Source organism: Streptomyces sp. NPDC056361 (genome assembly GCF_042262805.1).
Lineage (GTDB): Bacteria > Actinomycetota > Actinomycetes > Streptomycetales > Streptomycetaceae > Streptomyces.
Window position 1 is genome coordinate 110,632 of sequence record NZ_JBHJQI010000003.1, and the last position, 16,712, is coordinate 127,343.

General features: G+C 71.3%; 11 protein-coding genes. 5 read left to right on the forward strand and 6 right to left on the reverse strand.

Features of this window, described 5'->3' with window-relative positions:
- Positions 1 to 12 precede the first annotated feature (12 nt).
- The 3 genes from ACFCY7_RS01955 to ACFCY7_RS01965 are packed head-to-tail and all read right to left on the reverse strand — an operon-like array spanning position 13 to position 1,486.
- Positions 13 to 747 (reverse strand): NUDIX domain-containing protein, encoded by a 735-nt coding sequence (locus tag ACFCY7_RS01955; RefSeq protein WP_376480490.1) that lies wholly within the window; start codon positions 745 to 747, stop codon positions 13 to 15.
- Entirely contained in the window at positions 744 to 1,226 is a 483-nt protein-coding gene (locus ACFCY7_RS01960; RefSeq protein ID WP_376480491.1) for a GFA family protein, read from the reverse strand. Before ACFCY7_RS01960 ends, ACFCY7_RS01955 begins: the two co-directional genes overlap by 4 nt.
- 59 nt (positions 1,227 to 1,285) lie before the next feature.
- Positions 1,286 to 1,486 carry a hypothetical protein gene (locus tag ACFCY7_RS01965; protein ID WP_376480492.1) on the reverse strand — a complete coding sequence of 67 codons (201 nt, stop codon included), beginning with the start codon at positions 1,484 to 1,486 and terminating at the stop codon, positions 1,286 to 1,288.
- Between the two features lie 158 nt (positions 1,487 to 1,644).
- On the opposite strand from ACFCY7_RS01965, the gene ACFCY7_RS01970 reads away from it, so the two are divergent.
- A complete protein-coding gene (locus ACFCY7_RS01970) occupies positions 1,645 to 3,072 on the forward strand; it encodes an AAA family ATPase (RefSeq protein ID WP_376480493.1) in 1,428 nt (475 codons plus the stop codon).
- On the forward strand, positions 3,073 to 6,729 hold the full coding sequence (locus ACFCY7_RS01975) for a hypothetical protein (protein WP_376480494.1): 3,657 nt from the start codon (positions 3,073 to 3,075) through the stop codon (positions 6,727 to 6,729).
- 25 nt (positions 6,730 to 6,754) lie between these two features.
- Here ACFCY7_RS01975 and ACFCY7_RS01980 read toward each other — a convergent pair whose 3' ends face one another.
- The 3 genes from ACFCY7_RS01980 to ACFCY7_RS01990 form a co-directional block, all read right to left on the reverse strand.
- Positions 6,755 to 7,870, reverse strand: a complete 1,116-nt coding sequence (locus ACFCY7_RS01980) for an NUDIX domain-containing protein (protein WP_376480495.1) — start codon at positions 7,868 to 7,870, stop codon at positions 6,755 to 6,757.
- A gap of 78 nt (positions 7,871 to 7,948) precedes the next feature.
- The gene (locus ACFCY7_RS01985) at positions 7,949 to 9,841 is read right to left on the reverse strand and encodes an ATP-binding cassette domain-containing protein (RefSeq protein WP_376480496.1); all 1,893 of its coding nucleotides are present in this window, start codon (positions 9,839 to 9,841) and stop codon (positions 7,949 to 7,951) included.
- A 241-nt stretch (positions 9,842 to 10,082) separates the two neighbouring features.
- On the reverse strand, positions 10,083 to 10,424 hold the full coding sequence (locus tag ACFCY7_RS01990) for a hypothetical protein (protein WP_376480497.1): 342 nt from the start codon (positions 10,422 to 10,424) through the stop codon (positions 10,083 to 10,085).
- A 512-nt stretch (positions 10,425 to 10,936) separates the two neighbouring features.
- Here ACFCY7_RS01990 and ACFCY7_RS01995 point away from each other — a divergent pair.
- The 3 genes from ACFCY7_RS01995 to ACFCY7_RS02005 all read left to right on the forward strand — a co-directional run bounded on the left by ACFCY7_RS01995 (position 10,937) and on the right by ACFCY7_RS02005 (position 16,644).
- Positions 10,937 to 12,388 carry an RICIN domain-containing protein gene (locus ACFCY7_RS01995; RefSeq protein ID WP_376480498.1) on the forward strand — a complete coding sequence of 484 codons (1,452 nt, stop codon included), beginning with the start codon at positions 10,937 to 10,939 and terminating at the stop codon, positions 12,386 to 12,388.
- A gap of 234 nt (positions 12,389 to 12,622) precedes the next feature.
- A complete protein-coding gene (locus tag ACFCY7_RS02000; protein WP_376480499.1) occupies positions 12,623 to 14,137 on the forward strand; it encodes an alkaline phosphatase family protein in 1,515 nt (504 codons plus the stop codon).
- Between the two features lie 356 nt (positions 14,138 to 14,493).
- Positions 14,494 to 16,644, forward strand: coding sequence for a family 20 glycosylhydrolase (locus tag ACFCY7_RS02005; protein WP_376480500.1), 2,151 nt, complete (start codon positions 14,494 to 14,496; stop codon positions 16,642 to 16,644).
- Positions 16,645 to 16,712: the final 68 nt, after the last annotated feature.

Consider the following 16,712-nt stretch of genomic DNA (forward strand, 5'->3'; position numbering starts at 1 on the left):
CACAGGACCGGGTCATGCCGCGAAATACCGGTCGAGCACCTGGGGCAGGTAGTCCGCGGTCGGACCCAGCCGGTCGGCACGGGTGGGATCAGGCACGAAGGCGAGCGCGTCGAGTTCCGGCACGTCGCCGTGCCCGGCCGTCTGCGCGGCGGACAGGTCCGCCCACGTCCGGCGCACGAGCGCGGCGGACGTCGGCGGGCAGAGGAAGTGGAAGCCGAGGCTGCCGAACCGGCGTCCGCGGGTGAGCCCCCACAGTGCCAGCTCCCCGCCGGCCACGAGGACGCCGGTCTCCTCGGCCAGCTCGCGAGCGGCGTGCTCGCGGAGCACCTCCGTGTCCAGGGGCGTCCCGGGCGGCGGGGGCTCGGCCGCGCCGCCCGGGAGGGTCCATCGGCCGGGCGCTGCCGTGGTCGCCGATCCGCGTCCGAGCACGAGCCCCTCGTCCGTGGGGAGCAGGACGGTGACGAAGACCGACCCGGGGACCTGCTCGGGCGGCCGGAGCCGGCGCAGCGCCCGGTGGCGATACGTCATGGGTGCCCACCCCACCACCAGGCGGCCCGACGCGGCCTCGTCGACCTTGAGGCTCGCGACCAGTGGGCCGTCGAACGTGGCGGGGTTGCGGGCCCGCGTCTCCTCCCAGAGGCGGTCCACCTCGCTCCGCTCCCATGGCGAGAGCACCGGTGGGGCGTGCTCGACGAGCGAGAGCCCGCTGGGATCGAGGAACTCGGCGGGCTGGGGTGACCGGGTCACGCCAGGCCCGCCTGGGATGCGTGCCTCGTGGCGTCGTGCTCGGGCTCCGGCACCGGCACCGGAGGCAGCCAGTGCACGGCGTTGTCGCGGAAGGACGCGTGAAGGGGCACGAGGTCCGTGCCGCTGGTGTCGTCGAGGGCGGTGGCGTTGATGCCGACCTCCGGGACGTCGGCGTCGATCGCCGCCACGCGGCTGCCGCAGGTCGGGCAGAAGCCGCGCTTCGCCTCGCCCTCGAAAGTCTCGTACCAGGTCGGCTCGCTGTCGCCGGTCCAGGTGACCGTCTCGAAGCCCACCCACCACATCACGGGGGTGCCGCCGAGCTTCTGGCAGTGCGCGCAGGCGCAGGTGTGGGGGAAGACGGCCGGACCCCGGGCGGTGAAGCGAACGCGGCCGCACAGGCAGCCGCCGGTACGGCCCTCGGCGCCGTCGGCTCCCTGCGTGTCCGCGGCGGGGATGGCGTTGGCGGGGATGGCGTTCATCAGGTGATCTCCCAGGAGTGATCGGGAAGTCGAGTTTATTAGTGTGCTCCGATCCGCCGTCACTCGCCGACGACGGTCTTCCAAGCCTCCCGGAAGAACGTCTTGCCGGCCTCGTAGAACGCCCCCTTCAGGAAGTCGCGTCGCAGCGGCGCGGTGTCCGAGGGGCGTTCGGGGGCGGCGGCCGTGACGGGGGCGGAGGCATCGGCCGGTCGACGGCTCGGATCCGGGTCGGACGGCTGCTTCTGCGCGGGAACTGACATGGCGAGGCTCCAAGGGGCCGTGGGCGGAAGGAGGTTGCGGTCGGCCGACCTGTCCACCAGCCTGCGGCGTGTCAGGGCCCGGAATCCGAGTTGCGCCCGGTTGCGCCGAGTCGCGCCGAAGTCACACGGACGGGGGAGTCCTGCGCGATGCTTGGCGCATGAGGGACGAACAACGCGGGGAGCGGCGCATATCACGGCCACGGTCCGTCCAACCCCCGGTCGTCGTCGAGCCAGGCCCTCTGCGCGAACTCAAGTCGCTGCTGTACGAGCTCTACGCACGCGCCGGCGCGCCGGCCACGGACGAGATCGCGGAGGAGATCGGACGGGACGACGCCCTGCCGGACGCGCCGAGCGGGGACACCGTCCGCAGGATCCTGTCGGCGCCCACCCTTCCCCGCCGCGTCGAAGCGGTCGAGTCCGTGGCCGCCGTCCTGGCACGCAGAGCCGGCCGCAACGAACGGAAGGCGGTCGACCGCGTCCGGGAGCTCTGGTCGAGCGCCCTCACACGGCAGGCGGGAGGAGCCCCGGATCCGCCCTCTCCCGGAGCGCTGGGTCCGTCGTCCGGCGGATCACGACGGTTCTTCCGGCACCTGCTCGACCACCACACCGAGAAGTTCGCGGGCCGCGACGGCGAGGTCCGTGCCATCCGCGACCACATCGACGGGCACGACCGCGGATACGTCTTCGTCGACGGGCTCTCCGGGTACGGAAAGACGTCGCTGCTGGCCGTGCTGGTACGGCAACAGCCCGCGTACCTCTACCACTTCATCAGTCAGCGCTACAAGACGGCGGGCGGCGCCTTCGACCCGACCCGGCTCGACGATCTGCTCTCCAACCTGTGCGAGCAACTCGAACCGCACCGTGCCGCCCCCGTCGGCGGGCGCGCGTTGGCCGCCCGGTTCCTCGAAGTGGTCGAGAGCGACCGGGAGAAGCCGACCGTGCTGGTGCTGGACGCCATCGACGAAGTGGACCGGCACCCCAGCTTCCTGCTCGGTCTCCTTCCGCGGCGCCTGCCGAAGAACCTGTTCGTCCTGCTCTCGGCCCGGTCCCAGGGCTGCCGGTCCTACCTCTCCGAAGTGGGGCTGACAGCGGACGACATCGGCCTCCGGGTGACGCTCGGCGGCCTGGACGCCGACGCCGTCCGGCAACTGCTGCTGCACCACGCCGGGCCGACCGGCGCGGCCCTCGGCGGGCGGGCCGGCTTCGTCGACGCCCTCCACGAGGTCTCCGAGGGAGACCCGTTCTACCTGCGGTTCCTGGTCGAGGACGTGGAACACGGCCGGCTGACCCCGGAGAACATCCGCCGGACCCCGAACGGCCTGTACCCGTACCTCGACGAGCAGTTCGAACAACTCCACCGCTCCGTCGACAGCGGCCTGCACGACATGGTGATCGGCCTCGTCCTGGAGGCGTACGGCCCCCTGCACCGCTCCGACCTGCTCCGCAACGTCCCCGGCCTGACCGGTGGGTCGCTCGAACGGGTGGTGCGTGACGTGCAGCGGTTCCTGCTCCGGACCGGCGAGGACAGGCAGTCGTACACCTTCTGCCACAACCGGTTCAGGGAATACTTCCGGGAGAGGCACTAGATGCCGTCGTTCCGCGAGCGCGTCGCCGAAGGGATCGCGCGGGGCACGTACCGCAAGCAGCTGGCGGAGGACGCCCGGCAGTGGCGTGCGCACCGCAGCGACTACGCGCTCTCCACCGTGGTGCGCTACACCGCGGAGGACGACCTCGCCGACGAGGTGCACGACGTCCTCACCGACGAGCAGTTCCGCGAGCTGCGCCTGGCACGGTTCGGTGTGCTCGCCCTGCGTGACGACCTCGACGTCGGCCTGGAGTACTTCAGCCGGGCCCGGCCCGACCTGCTGCGCTACACCCGGCTGCTCTTCCGCCGGCGGTCGGCGGAGCGCGACGACACGTACGCGTCCCTGCACCGGCGGCACTGCCAGGGCTTCGCCGACTTCCTCCAACTGGACGTGCCCGCCGCCGACCGGCAGGAGATCGGTCTGGAGCGGGCCCTGCACCGGCTGTTCCCGATGCGGCTGACGGACGACGACGACCTTTCCGGGCCACCGGTCGACGTGGACCTCACCGGGTACGACCTGGGTACGTGGGCCTGCTCGTGCGGGAGCCGGGAGGGACACGCCGCCCGTTACGACCACGCCTGCGACTGCGGAGCGATGTCCGGCAACGGCCGACTGCCCGCACGGGCACGCCGGTGTCGAAGGTGCCGAACCACGGCCACGTACGCCACCTGCGACCGATGCGGAACACGAGTGACGCTGAGCCTGTGGTGGCAGATCCGACAGGGCGGCGTACACCCCTCCGAGTGCCGCATCCCGCTCACCCTCGAACTGAGGAACCGTCGGGCGGGGCAGCAGTCGGCCCCCTGGCGTCTCGAAGTGATGCGGCTGCCCTTGATGCTCGGGCTGACCGAACGGGACGACGAACTCGTCTTCGACCTCCCGGACATGCTCTGGGTCAGTGACGTCCGGGACCGACACGGGCGGGACCGGCCGACCGGACAACTCGTCGCCGTCGCCGATCACCCCCGGTACGACCGCCAGAACGACGTGGAACGGATCCTGGAAGCCGCCTTCCGGCGCACCGTCACCCGCCGCAACCGTCCAGCCGGGTCCGAGCTGCGGGCCGTCATCGCCGCGCAGGCCGGACTCCGCCGCTCAGGACGGCGCCGCCGGCACACCGACGACTTCAGCGCGAGGTTCGCCCGCAGAGTCGGCTACGCCCTGGCCGCCGAGTCGCCCGAGGAAGCCGGCCTCGCCCGCGGCGCCGACCTGTACCGGCCCTGCACGGTGGCCGTGTCCCCGGGGCTCCGGGGCGACGCGGCCCTGGTCTCACCGGCTCTGTCCACACCCGGGGCCCTCTCCGGCTCGGGCCTGGACAACATCGGCGTATCCCTGCGCATCACCCCGCTCGGGCCCGACCAACTCACCGCCGAGCCGCCGGAGGTGAAGCCCGACCTGTGCGGGGCGCTCGCCTCGGACGGCATCGTGCTGCCCGGCGATACCGTCGAGCCGGGCGATCTCCTCGTCGGCATCAGCACACCCCGCACCGAGGAGAGCCTGAACCCGGAGGAGCGGCTGCTGCGCGCGATCTTCGGCGAGAAGTACGACGATCGGCAGGACGCCTCGTTCCGCTGGGCCGGCCGGCACCCCGCGAGGGTGCTGAGCGTCCACATCGGCACGGCGGCGTCCGAGTCCTGCGACGTCGCCTGGCATCCGGCACGAGTGGTCCAGGAGGAGGTGCTGCGCCCCGGCGAACGCGCCAGGATCAGCATCAGCCTGGCGACGACGGACCCCCTGGAGACCGGCGACGTCCTGTACGGCCCGGACGACTCCAGAGCGGTGGTGTGCGGCACCCAGGAGGCCCACGGGACGGACGTACTCGTCGGCCCCGACCATCCCTGGGCGACCGAAGGGCCGGCCAGGACCGTCGGCATCCGGCTCCGCCCCGACGAGCGCTCCCGATCCGCCGTCAGCGCCCGCGCGACCGGCTCGTACTCCATGGTCAGGCAGCTGCCCGTACCGACCGACGCGCGAGATCCGGGGCTACCGGTCCGACTCACGGACCTGGCGTGGTTGCTGCGACACGGCGCGAGCCGCACCGCCTTCGAGCTCCACGTGCTCCGGAGCGACTCCGTCGACGGGCGCCTCGGCCTCTTCGAGCTCCTGGTCAAGGGCGGGACCTCGTTGCGGGACATCCCGCTGCCTCCGTCCGAGCACGCCACGACGCTGGAGTCCGCGCCGATCGAAGCGGTCCGCAACTGGGGCCGCCTGCTGCGCGCCGCCTGCGTCGAACCCGTGTGGCACGGTGACCGGCTGTCGTTCCGGGCCATCGACGACGAGCAGGTCCTCGCCGCGTCCTTCGGCGAGGTGCGGAACTTCGACACGATGGATCTGCGGACCCGGCGCCCGGTGCCCGGCGGCCTGGCCTGCCAGAGCATCTTCGGACCGGTCCGCGACCACGCGTGCGGGTGCGGAAAGCTCCGGGGGCCGGGCCACGCGGGCGAGCTCTGCCCGAGGTGCGGGGTGGAGGTGGTGGACACCATGGTCCGGCGCCGACGCATGGGCCACATCGAGCTGGCCGCGCCGATGGTGCACCCTTGGTACGAGGACCACCTGGCCGACGCCCTCGGCATCGACCGCCGGACACTCGCGGACATCATCCACGGGCGCTGCCACGTCGTCAGGGACGGCGACCGCGACGAGTTCGTCCTCCCGCCCGCGGCGGCGGAACCCCGCCCCGACGACGACCGGCTCTGCACGGGGGCCGACGCGGTGCGGCTGATGTTCACCCGGCGAGGCCAGGCCGCTCCCCGGGGCGCCCTGCTGCACCGACTTCCGGTGCTGCCCGCCGACCTGCGCCCGGCGATCGTCCACGAGGGCCGCGTCCATATCAGCGCACTCAACGAACCGTACCGACAGATCGTCTCCCGCACCTCCCGAGTCCGTCAGCTGATCGCCTTCGAAGCTCCGCCGCAGGTCATCGGTCCAGAGCGCACCCGCCTTCAGCAGGCCGTCGACTCCCTCCTCGACCCGGTCGAGGGCCGGGCGACCCTCGCCGACCTGACGACGATCCTCCCCGGTCGCGACGGAGGCTTCCGCGAGCGGCTCTTCGAACGCCCGGCGGACTTCAGCGCCCGCACCACGCTGGTCGCGGAGGCGACCGGGGACCTGGACGCGGCACTCCTTCCCGACCGCCTCGCCTGGACGCTCCTTGCCCCGGCCCTGATCGGACGACTGGTCGACACCGGGACCAGCCCGCACATCACGGCTGCCCAGCAAGCCGTCCGCGACCGCACCCCGCAGGCGTGGGCGCAGCTCCAAGCCCTCTGCGGGGACACGACCGTGCTGGTCTCGGTGCCGGAAACCCGGTGGCCACTGTTCGCCGTACGCGTCGCCCGCCTGACCGGCGACCTCTCCCTGAAACTGGATCCGGGCCTGCTCGACCACCTCGGCTGGGACCGCCTCGGCGTCCCCGTCAGGATCTTCCCCCTACTCACCGACGAAGCCGCCACGGAGGCCCGCGGCGCGCTCCTCCCCAGCACGTTGCTCCGCGACGCCGCCACGGAAGCCGACGAACCGACCCCCCTGCCCCCTTCCCTGCTGGGCCTCGACCAAGAACACCTTCCGAAGGAGATCGTGCGGATGATCGAGACCGGGGACTCGGCCCACCTCGACCGCGTCGACCGGTTCCTGCTGTTTCCCGAGTGGGAGCGCTGAACCAGGAGCACAGGCGGCCGGGATGTCACCAGGTGGTGGGGGCGCCGAGTTCGGTGACGGGGCCACGTGCCGCCGCAGGGATGCCGAGGCGCTCGCGGCCCCGGTGTACGGCGGCGAGCTGCTCGGTGGCCGGCGGGCCCCAGTCGAAGAACTCCAGGGCTTGCTCCGGCGCGGCCAGCATCCGGGTGTAGGTGCGGCCCGTGGCCGGGTCGGGGAGCGCGGGGCCGACGTGCGCCAGTGCCGCGGCGTACCGGACGCGGGCGCACGGCCCGCCGGGATCGGAGAGGTGCTCGCCGGGATCGGAGAGGTGCCCGAGGAACACCGGCTCGCCGAAGCCGGCGTGGGCTTCCTCTCGGGCTTCGCGGCGCAGGGTGGCCACGGGATCGCCGTGGTCGTGGGGTTCGGGCGTGCCGCCGGGCAGGCAGGCGGCGCCCGTGTCGGGGTCGAGGAGGACCAGGACGCGGCCGTCCGGCGCGAACAGCCAGCCCCAGGACTGGCGCACGTCGAGGCCGTCCGGTGCCGGGGCGGGGCGGAACGGGAGGTGGTGCTCGGCCCGGGCGGTGCGCAGGACACCGGCCCGATCGAGGACGGTGGGGGCGAGCGGGGAGCCGTTCTCCAGGAGCGCGGCGCCGGCGGAGCCGATGCGCGCACGGAGCGCCGACAGGGCACGGCGGGCGTCGCCCGGGGACATCAGGTCGGGCAGGCGGGCGGGCTCGACGAACTCGATGCTCGCGATCTCGCGTGCAGGCAGCCGGATGGCGGCGATCTGCTCGTCGTCCCAGGTGCCGCCGTCGTACACGTGGATGATCTCGCCGGGGAACCGCATGACGGGCGGCGCGACGGAGCCGTCACGGGAGACCCAGTCGACGGCGAGGCCCCGGTCGACGACCGCGTCGACGCCGAGCTCCTCCTTCAGTTCACGGGAGGCCGCGTGGGAGGGGGCTTCGCCCGCGTCGACGGCTCCGCCCGGCAACAGGCAGGTGGACAGGTAGTCCACGTGCTGGATCAGGATGCGGCCGCGTCGGTCGGTGATCAGCACGGACGTGCCGACCCACAGGGCGGCCGACGCACGCAGGGCACCGTAGGCCTCGTCGGTCATCGCCGTACCGGGCAGCTCGTCAGGGGTGGAGGTCGTCGTCATGGCTCTCCGATCGAAGGGGCGGGCGGCGCAGGGAATCCCGGCAGCCGTGAGGAAGGGGACGGGCGGTGACGTGACGGGTCAGCGGTCCTGGGAGAGACGGAGGAGTTCGGCGAAGGTTCCCCCGCCGTGGGCGAGGTCGTCGTAGCGGCCCTGTTCGGTGATGCGGCCGTGCTCCATCACGATGATGTGATCGGCGATTCTGGTGTTCTCCAGGCGGTGGGTGACGACGATCGTGATGCGGTCGGAGGCGATGGCCTTGATCCGCTCGAAGATCTGGTGCTCGCCGCGCGGGTCCATCTGGGAGGTCGGTTCGTCGAGGATCAGCAGTCCGGGCCGGCGGTACAGGGCCCTGGAGCACGCGATGCGCTGCCACTGGCCGCCGGAGAGCTCCGTGCCGCCGAAGATGTCCCGGGCGAGCAGGGTGTCGAGGCCTTGGGGAAGGTCCTCGACGGCGTCGCGCAGGCCGACCGCGTCGACCGCCTGCCACACGGAGGCGTCGTCGTGGCTACGGGGCTGGCCGAGCGTGACGTTCTCGCGGACGCGCAGCGGCCACTGCGCGAAGATCTGGGGCACCAGACCGGTGTGTGCCCACACCGTGGCGGGGTCCGTTCCGGCCAGGTCGGTGCCGTTCCAGGCGACCGTGCCCTTGTCCGGCAGGTAGATGCCGGTCAGGAGACGGGTGAGGGTGGACTTCCCGGAGCCGTTGGCCCCGACGATCGCGAGGATGCGGCCTCGCCGCAGGGTCAGGGAGACGCCGTCGACGGCGGGCTTGTCCTTGCCCGGGTACTGGTACACGACCTCGTCCAGGCGGATCTCGTCGACCGGCGCGGTGAGACGGTGGGCGCCGCGCGCGGGCGCCCGGGCGGCGGCGGCGTCGAGGAAGGTCTGCATGTCGCCCAGGTACAGGCTGGTGTGGAAGACGGCGGCGCCGTTGACGACGACCTGGGACAGGGCGGCGAGTGTCGTCTGCACGGCGATGACGGCGGTCGCGGCGACCGCGAGGTCGATCCGGCCCGACAGCGCCAGCCAGGCCAGCGCACCCCACGTCGCCATCAGGAAGGCCCCGCCGGCCAGCGCGGACAGCAGGGCGATCCGCAGCGTCCGCGGCGCGGCGGCCAGCGTCCGCCGGTCGCACCGGTCGGACAGGGCCCGGTACCAGTACACGAGGTAGTCGGTCATCGAGTTCGCGCGGACCTCGTCGCCGTACTTCGACTCGGTCGCCCACCACCGCATCATGCCGCGCACGTTGCGGTCGGCGATGTTGCCGTAGTGGATCCCGTAGTCGACCCGCGCGCTCAGGACGGCCCCGACACCGGCCGGGAGCACGGCGAGCAGCAGGAGCGGCAGCATCAGCGGATTCAGCACCGACAGCACGCCCCCGGCGGTGACCATGCGGATCGCCGCCGACACGAACCGCTGCGCGTCCGTCACCATCACATGGGTGCGCGTCACCCCCATCTCGGCCGCCTCGCGCCGGTCCGAGAACCCGTCCTCCGCGTACGCCACCGCCTCCACCCGGCACACCGCCTCGACCAGCGCCGAGTCCGTCTCCGTCGTCAGCCGTGGCGTGACCCGCCGCTCCGCGTACGCCGCCACCGCCCCCGCGGTACGGGCCAGCGCCGCGGCGAGCGCCACCACCAGCAGCGCCGGCAGCGCGCCCCGCAGCCGCTCCTCGGCGGAGCCGGTCCCGAGGACGGGCTCCATGGCGCGCGCCGTGGCCGTCAGCAGCACGGCGGCCGAGACGCCCGTGACCAGTTGGCAGCCGACCAGCATCCGCACGGCGGACCGGTCGATCCGCCACGACAGCCGGGCGATCCTGCCCAACACGGCGGGGATCTGCGCGCACATGCGCCGGAAGGAGACCTCGGCGAGCGGGTTGATGGCGTACTGCCCGTTGTAGGTGATCTCCGCGGGCGGCGGGGGAGGGGGCGGAGTGGCTTCCTGCTGCGTGTTGGTGGCTGTCGAGGTCAACGGCGGGTCCTCCTGGCCGATCGTCCGGTGCGGTCGTGAAGCCCAACGACCACGCCGCCGTATCGAACTGGTGTGTTCCGGCCGGATGTAGAGGCCCGAGTTGGAGCGGGGAAGGGAACATGGCCAGGCCATCGACCCGCTTCCCGCAACGGCAGTGCGAGGGAGGGTGGTTGGCCGAAACGCCGACGAAGGGCCCGCCCCCCCCTGCGGGGAGCGGGCCTCGTGCTGTGCCGGGTGAGCGTCAGGGATGGAGGGTGAGGGCGGTGTCGTCGAGGAGGAAGTAGGTCGGGGCGGCCAGGTCCTCGGTGGAGGTGAGCGTGAAGGTGACGTACTGGCCGGCGACGGCGCCGAGGCCGACGATCGTCTCCCAGGCGCCGGGGCGAAGGAGTCTGGCATGTTTGCGTGAACATGCCAGTGGTGGGCTGGAGGTTGGTCGAAAGGCGCGGGAGGCGGGTGTGCGGAAGCGCTGGTCAAAGGGGTGCGGGGGTGAGGCGCCGTCGCGAGGTGGGCGCCCGTCGAGCGCCGGGGCCCGGGCGCGCTCGCGCCATGGGGGAAGCGGCCGGGTTCGCCGACGATCGGGCACGGGGGTGGCGGCCTGGGACCAGGCGGGGGAAACGGGGTTCGGCCATGGATTGCCAAGGCGATCGGCGAGCGAACCAACGGTAACGGCGCTGGGGGCGGAAAAGTGGCGAAGGTCCTGATTTCCGCTGGGGGTGTGCGCCACCGGGAGGTCTCTTGACAGGCCCACTTCGTGCTTTCAAACTCTTCCCAACACCCCGCGTTAACGCAAACAAGACGAGGCGACACGCAGCCGTAACACGGCGGCCACTTCCCTCCGCACACGGGCTGCGTTCCCCGACCGCCACCGCCGCACCCTCGGGCCCGGTCGGCCACGCCTCCGCGTACACCTCCTCAGTACGCATCCACTCACCCACCCGCATCACCCCACCCCGCATCACTCCACCCCCTCGCACCACCCCGTTTCGCACACTCCACTTCGCACGCCCCACCCCCCTCACCGGCACATCTCGTTTGCCGCGGACGGTACGACCGACCCCGCGGGTGCCGGTTCCCCACAGCAAGAGGCAAGTGATCATGTCGCGTAAAAGAACCGGAGCATCGACGGTCTTCGCCGTTCTGTCCGCTCTCCTCCTGTCGCTCGTAGGTGCCGTGGGCACGGCTCAGGCCGCGGCGGTGCCCATCCCCAACGCCACCCAGTTCACCGATCCGGCGGGCAATCCCGTGCACGCCCACGGCGGCGGGGTCGTCAAGGTCGGCGAGTACTACTACTGGTTCGGCGAGGACCGCAACGCCGACAACAGCTTCCGATACGTGTCGGTCTACCGTTCGACGGATCTGAAGACGTGGGAATTCCGCAATCACGTGCTCAGCCAGGCGACCGATCCGGAGCTCCAGGGCGCCAACATCGAGCGGCCCAAGGTCATGTACAACGCTTCGACCGGGCAGTTCGTGATGTGGATGCACAAGGAGGGGAGCGCCACGGACTACTCCGAGGCGCGTGCTGCCGTGGCGGTCTCGTCGACCGTGGACGGCGACTACTCCTGGCGCGGCAGTTTCCGTCCGCTGGGCCACATGTCGCGTGACATCACGACCTTCGTCGACACCGACGGCACGGGCTACATGATCTCCGCGGCCAACGAGAACGCCGATCTGCACGTGTACCGGCTCACCGCCGACTACACCGGCATCGACACCCGGGTGCAGAAGCTGTGGGCGGGGCAGTCGCGGGAGGCCCCCGCGATGTTCAAGCGCAACGGCGTGTACTTCCTGCTCACCTCCGGTGCCACGGGCTGGGCGCCCAACCAGCAGAAGTACGCCACCGCCACGAGCGTCACCGGCAGTTGGAGCGGCCTGAAGGACGTCGGCAACTCCACCACCTACCGCAGCCAGACGGCCTACGTCCTCCCGGTGCAGGGGACCGGCGGGACGAGCTACCTCTACATGGGTGACCGGTGGGGCAACTCCATGGGCGGCATGGTCCAGGACTCCCAGTACGTCTGGCTCCCGCTGAAGTTCCCCACCAAGACCAGCATGACCATGGACTACTCGCCCAAGATCACCATCGACGCCGCCGCCGGCAAGGTGACCGGTATGAACGTGATCTGGGAGACGCTGTCGGTCCGCAGCAGCGGCAAGTGTGCCGACGTCTCCAACTTCGACTCCGCGGACGGTGCCCAGATCTTCCAGTGGGGCTGCAGCGGGGACATCAACCAGCAGTACTGGTTCAAGAACGTGGGAACCAGCGGGTACGTCCAGATCATGGCCCGCAACAGCGGCAAGTGCCTCGAGGTGAGCGGAGCGTCCCTCGAGGACGGCGCGCCGGTCGTCCAGAAGACGTGCGGCTCCGCGAAGTCCCAGCACTGGAAGGTCGAGCCGACGGGTGACGCCGGCTACAGCCAACTGGTCGCCCGGCTCAGCGGCAAGTGCCTGGACGTCGCCGACTACTCGTACGCCGACGGCGCGAAGCTCGACCAGTGGACCTGCAACGGCGGGCAGAACCAGCAGTGGGACCGGGTCACCGCCTGACGGCCCGACTCCTTCCGAGTGCCCCTCCATCCTCACGGTGGAGGGGCACTCGTTCGTATACGGGCGACGACTTCAGTTGATTACAAAAACGTAACGGGTCTGAACCAAGAGTCGCCGACTGTTCACCTGCGATGAGTTTTAAGTAAATCTGATGATCCTTGGTCGGGCTCAGGCTCATGAACGCCCGGCCGAGACGACCGTGCACCCCAACTGCAGTCCTCCCAAGGAGCTTTCGTGCGCCTGTCCCGTTCTGTTCGCGCTGCCCTCGCGGGCACCGTCGCGGTAGCCGTGCTGCCGCTCGCCGCCTCCGCCCATGCGGCGGGCCCCGAGGCGGGGTCGACCTCCGGCGCCGCCGTGGTCGCCAAGCGGCCCAAGTCGCTGGTGATCGGCATCGACGGTGCGACCTTCGCCAAGTTCGACAAGGCGAAGATGCCGCGGGTCAAGGGCCTCATGGCGGCCGGCATGACCGCCACCGCCAACCTCTACGCGAACCCGATGGCCCCCACCTCCTCGGGCCCCGGCTGGTCGACGATCGCCACGGGCACGTGGCCCGACAAGCACAAGGTCGTCGACAACAACTTCGCCGGCGCCCGCTACGACCTCTACCCCGACTACGCCACCCGCCTCGAGGCCGCCCGCTCCTCGCTCAACACCCTGGTCGTGGGCACCTGGAGCCCGATCCCGGGCACCGTCTTCGGGCCCGGCGTCGACACCCGCCTCGGGGGCGTCAGCGACGCGGACACCACCACGACCGCCGTCTCCAAGCTCACGACCACCGACGCGGACGCCACCTTCGTCCACCTCGACGACGTCGACGGGGCCGGCCACTCCTACGGCACCGAGCACCGGCGCTACCTGGAGGCGCTGAACACCGTCGACACCGAGATCGGCCGGATCCTCGACGCCGTCACCTCCCGCGCCACGTACGCCGACGAGGACTGGCAGATCCTCGTCACCGCCGACCACGGCCACATGCCCGGCGGCGGTCACGGCGGCAACACCCCCGCCGAGCGCCAGTCGTTCGTCATCGCCAAGGGGGCCGGTTTCACCCCGGGCTCGGTCCGCTACGACGTCAAGGTCACCGACATCGCCCCGACCGTCCTCTCCCACTTCGGGGTCACCCCCGACCCGGCGTGGCAGCTCGACGGCAAGCCGATCGGCACCCTCGCGCCGGACGCCTTCGACGCCCTGCGGCCCTCGCTGAACACCCGGGTCGACGAGGCCGCCCTGCCGTCCACCCTCAAGGGCTGGACGACCACCGCGCCGACCGGTTGGACGATCGACAACTCGGCCATGCCCACGGGCGGAGTCACCGAGTGGCGCGGCTGGTCCTTCGCCACCGACGAGTTCTGGAGCAACGCCGACCTGGGCCAGGGTCGCGAGACCAACGTGAGGGCGCGCGACGTCTTCGCCGTCGCGGACTCCGACGAGTGGGACGACAAGGCCCACGGCGCCGGGCAGTTCGACTCCACCCTCGTCAGCCCGGCGTACGCCGTGACCGGCGGCACGTCGGCGACCGTCTCGTACGCGACGAACTACAAGGTGGACGGCCCGCAGACCGGAGACGTCTACATCTCCTTCGACGGCGGCCCCCGCCAGCTCCTGCAGTCCTACCGCGCAGACCGCAACGCCTTCGAGCAGCTCACCGTCGCCGTTCCGGCCGGCGCCGCCTCCGCCCGGCTCTCCTTCCGTTACACGGGCACCAACAGCGCCTTCTGGACGGTCGACCAGGTCGCCCTCACCTCCTGATCCTCCGCCCGGGGGCACGGCAGAGCCGCGGGCGGAGCCAGGGCGAGTGCAACCTTCGATGATTGCGTAAACATGAGCATCTCGGCAAGGGCTATGCCGGGATGCTCATGTTTCGTCCCCGGAGTTCACGGCGAGTGCCCCGCACGATGAAGCTACGCCCCGGTAAGCCTTGACGCTCTCACTCCGCGACTGCCACGGTTCGTTCGAAAGTGCTCGGCAGTGAGCCTGATTGATCAAAAGTACGCACCATCAGTGCTCGTAACTGCCTTCTTCCTGTCGTCACCGCACTCCTGTCGTGACGCGCGCGCTCGGCCGCGCCCACAGGTGTCGCGTCCCTTCCAGCGAAGGAGTCATCCATGCGCTTGTCGCGCCGGCGGAGAACGAACCTCTCCGCTCTCGCCGCCCTCACCCTCGCCCTCACCGCGCCGCTGCCCGCGATGGGCACGGCGACCGCCGCACCGCGCTCGGCGGTCGTCGAGTCCACCGCCCCGGCCGTCGTACCCCAGCCCGTGTCGCAGACGAACCTGACCGGAAGCGGCTTCGCCCTCACCGCGCAGACCCCGGTGAACGTCGTCCCGTCCGCCGATCCCGACGCGCTGGGCGTGGGCACCTACCTCGCCGCGCTGCTCGCCCCGGCGACCGGCTACACCCTGCCGGTGACGTCGACCTCTCCGTCCGGCGGCCAGGCCGTCGTCCTCGACCCGAACGGCCCGTCGAGCCTCGGTGCCGAGGGCTACACCCTGTCGTCGACCGGCACCGGCGTGACGGTGACCGCACACGGGGCGCAGGGCCTCTTCCGCGGAGTGCAGACCCTGCGTCAACTGCTGCCGGCGGCGATCGAGTCCACCACGGTCAAGCCCGGCCCCTGGACCGTCGCCCCCGTCCAGATCTCGGACACGCCCCGGTACGCCTACCGGGGCGTCATGGTGGACGTGGCCCGCCGCTACTTCCCGATGTCCCAGCTCAAGAAGTACATCGACCAGGCCGCGGCCTACAAGATCAACACCCTGCACCTGCACCTGACGGACGACCAGGGCTGGCGCATCGCCATCGGGGCCATACCGAGCCTCACCACGGTCGGCGCGAGCACGCAGAGCGGCTTCACCGGCGGGACGTCCTGGTACTACACCGCCGCGGAGTACCAGGAGATCGTGGCCTACGCCAAGTCCCGCTTCATGACCGTCGTCCCCGAGATCGACGGCCCCGGTCACACCAGCGCCGCGCTGGCGTCCGTCGCGAACCTCAACTGCGACAACAAGGCGATCAAGCCGTACTCGGGCTTCGACGTGGGCATCAGCCTCTACTGTCTGAGCGACGCCCAGCACGTATCCAACGTCAGCGGCTTCCTCACCACCGTCATCGACACCGTGGCGGCGATGACGCCCGGCCCGTACGTCCACCTCGGCGGCGACGAGACGCCGCAGGCCACCTCGTCGCAGTACGACGCCTACGTCTCCGCGGCCACCGCGGCCGCGACCGCGCGGGGCAAGACCGTGATGGCCTGGCACCAGCTCGGACAGTCGACGATCCCCGCGAACAGCGTCATGCAGTGGTGGGGCGACGCCGACGACCGGGCCAGCATCGGCACCGCCGGTGAGACGCAGGACGTCCAGTTCGTCCGCAACGCCGTCCAGCAGAACGCCCGGTTCGTGATGTCTCCCTCGGACCACGCGTACCTCGACATGAAGTACGACGCGTCGACGCCGTACGGGCTCTCCTGGCAGGGCTACGTCCCGGTGAGCAAGGCCTACGACTGGGACCCCTCCACCTCGACGGCCAAGCCCAACGGCACCGGCTCGCTCGTCCCGGCCGACCGGATCGCCGGCGTCGAAGCGGCCCTGTGGGCCGACCGCGCGTACGCGGGCAGCCAGAACCTGCCCCAGTCCACCAGCCAGTTCCCCGAGCCGTACGTGTACGCCGAGTACATGACCTTCCCGCGCCTGCCCGCCATCGCCGAGATCGGCTGGTCGCCGCAGTCCACCCACGACTGGACCGACTTCAGCCGCCGGCTGGGGACCCACGGACCGCGCTGGACCGCGGCGGGAATCGGCTACTACGCCGCACCCGACGTCCCCTGGACGAGCCCGTCCGGCGGCAGCCTGAACGGCGTCCACACGCTCGCCTCCGGCACCCGGGCCCTGGACGTCCCCGGCAGCTCCACCTCCCCGGGCACGCGGCTCACGACCTGGGCCCTGCACGGCGGGAACAACCAGAAGTGGACCCTCACCGAGCAGTCGGACGGCTCCTACACCCTGGTCAACGTCGCCTCCGGGCTCTGCGTCGACGTCAGCGGTGGTTCCCTGTCCGCCGGAGCCCCCGTCATCCAGTGGACGTGCACCGGCGGAACCAACCAGCGGTGGCGGATCACGCCGGTCGCCGGCGGCACCCACACCCTGGCATCGGTCAAGAGCGGCCTCCTGCTGACCACGGCCTCGACGGCCAACGGCGCACTCGTCGCCCAACAGTCCGACACCGGATCGGCGTTGCAGCGCTGGACCATCGGATGACACGCCGACTCTGACCGCCAAACGGTGCGATGAGCGGGACTCCCCGGTCCACGGCCCCCGCCGTGGAC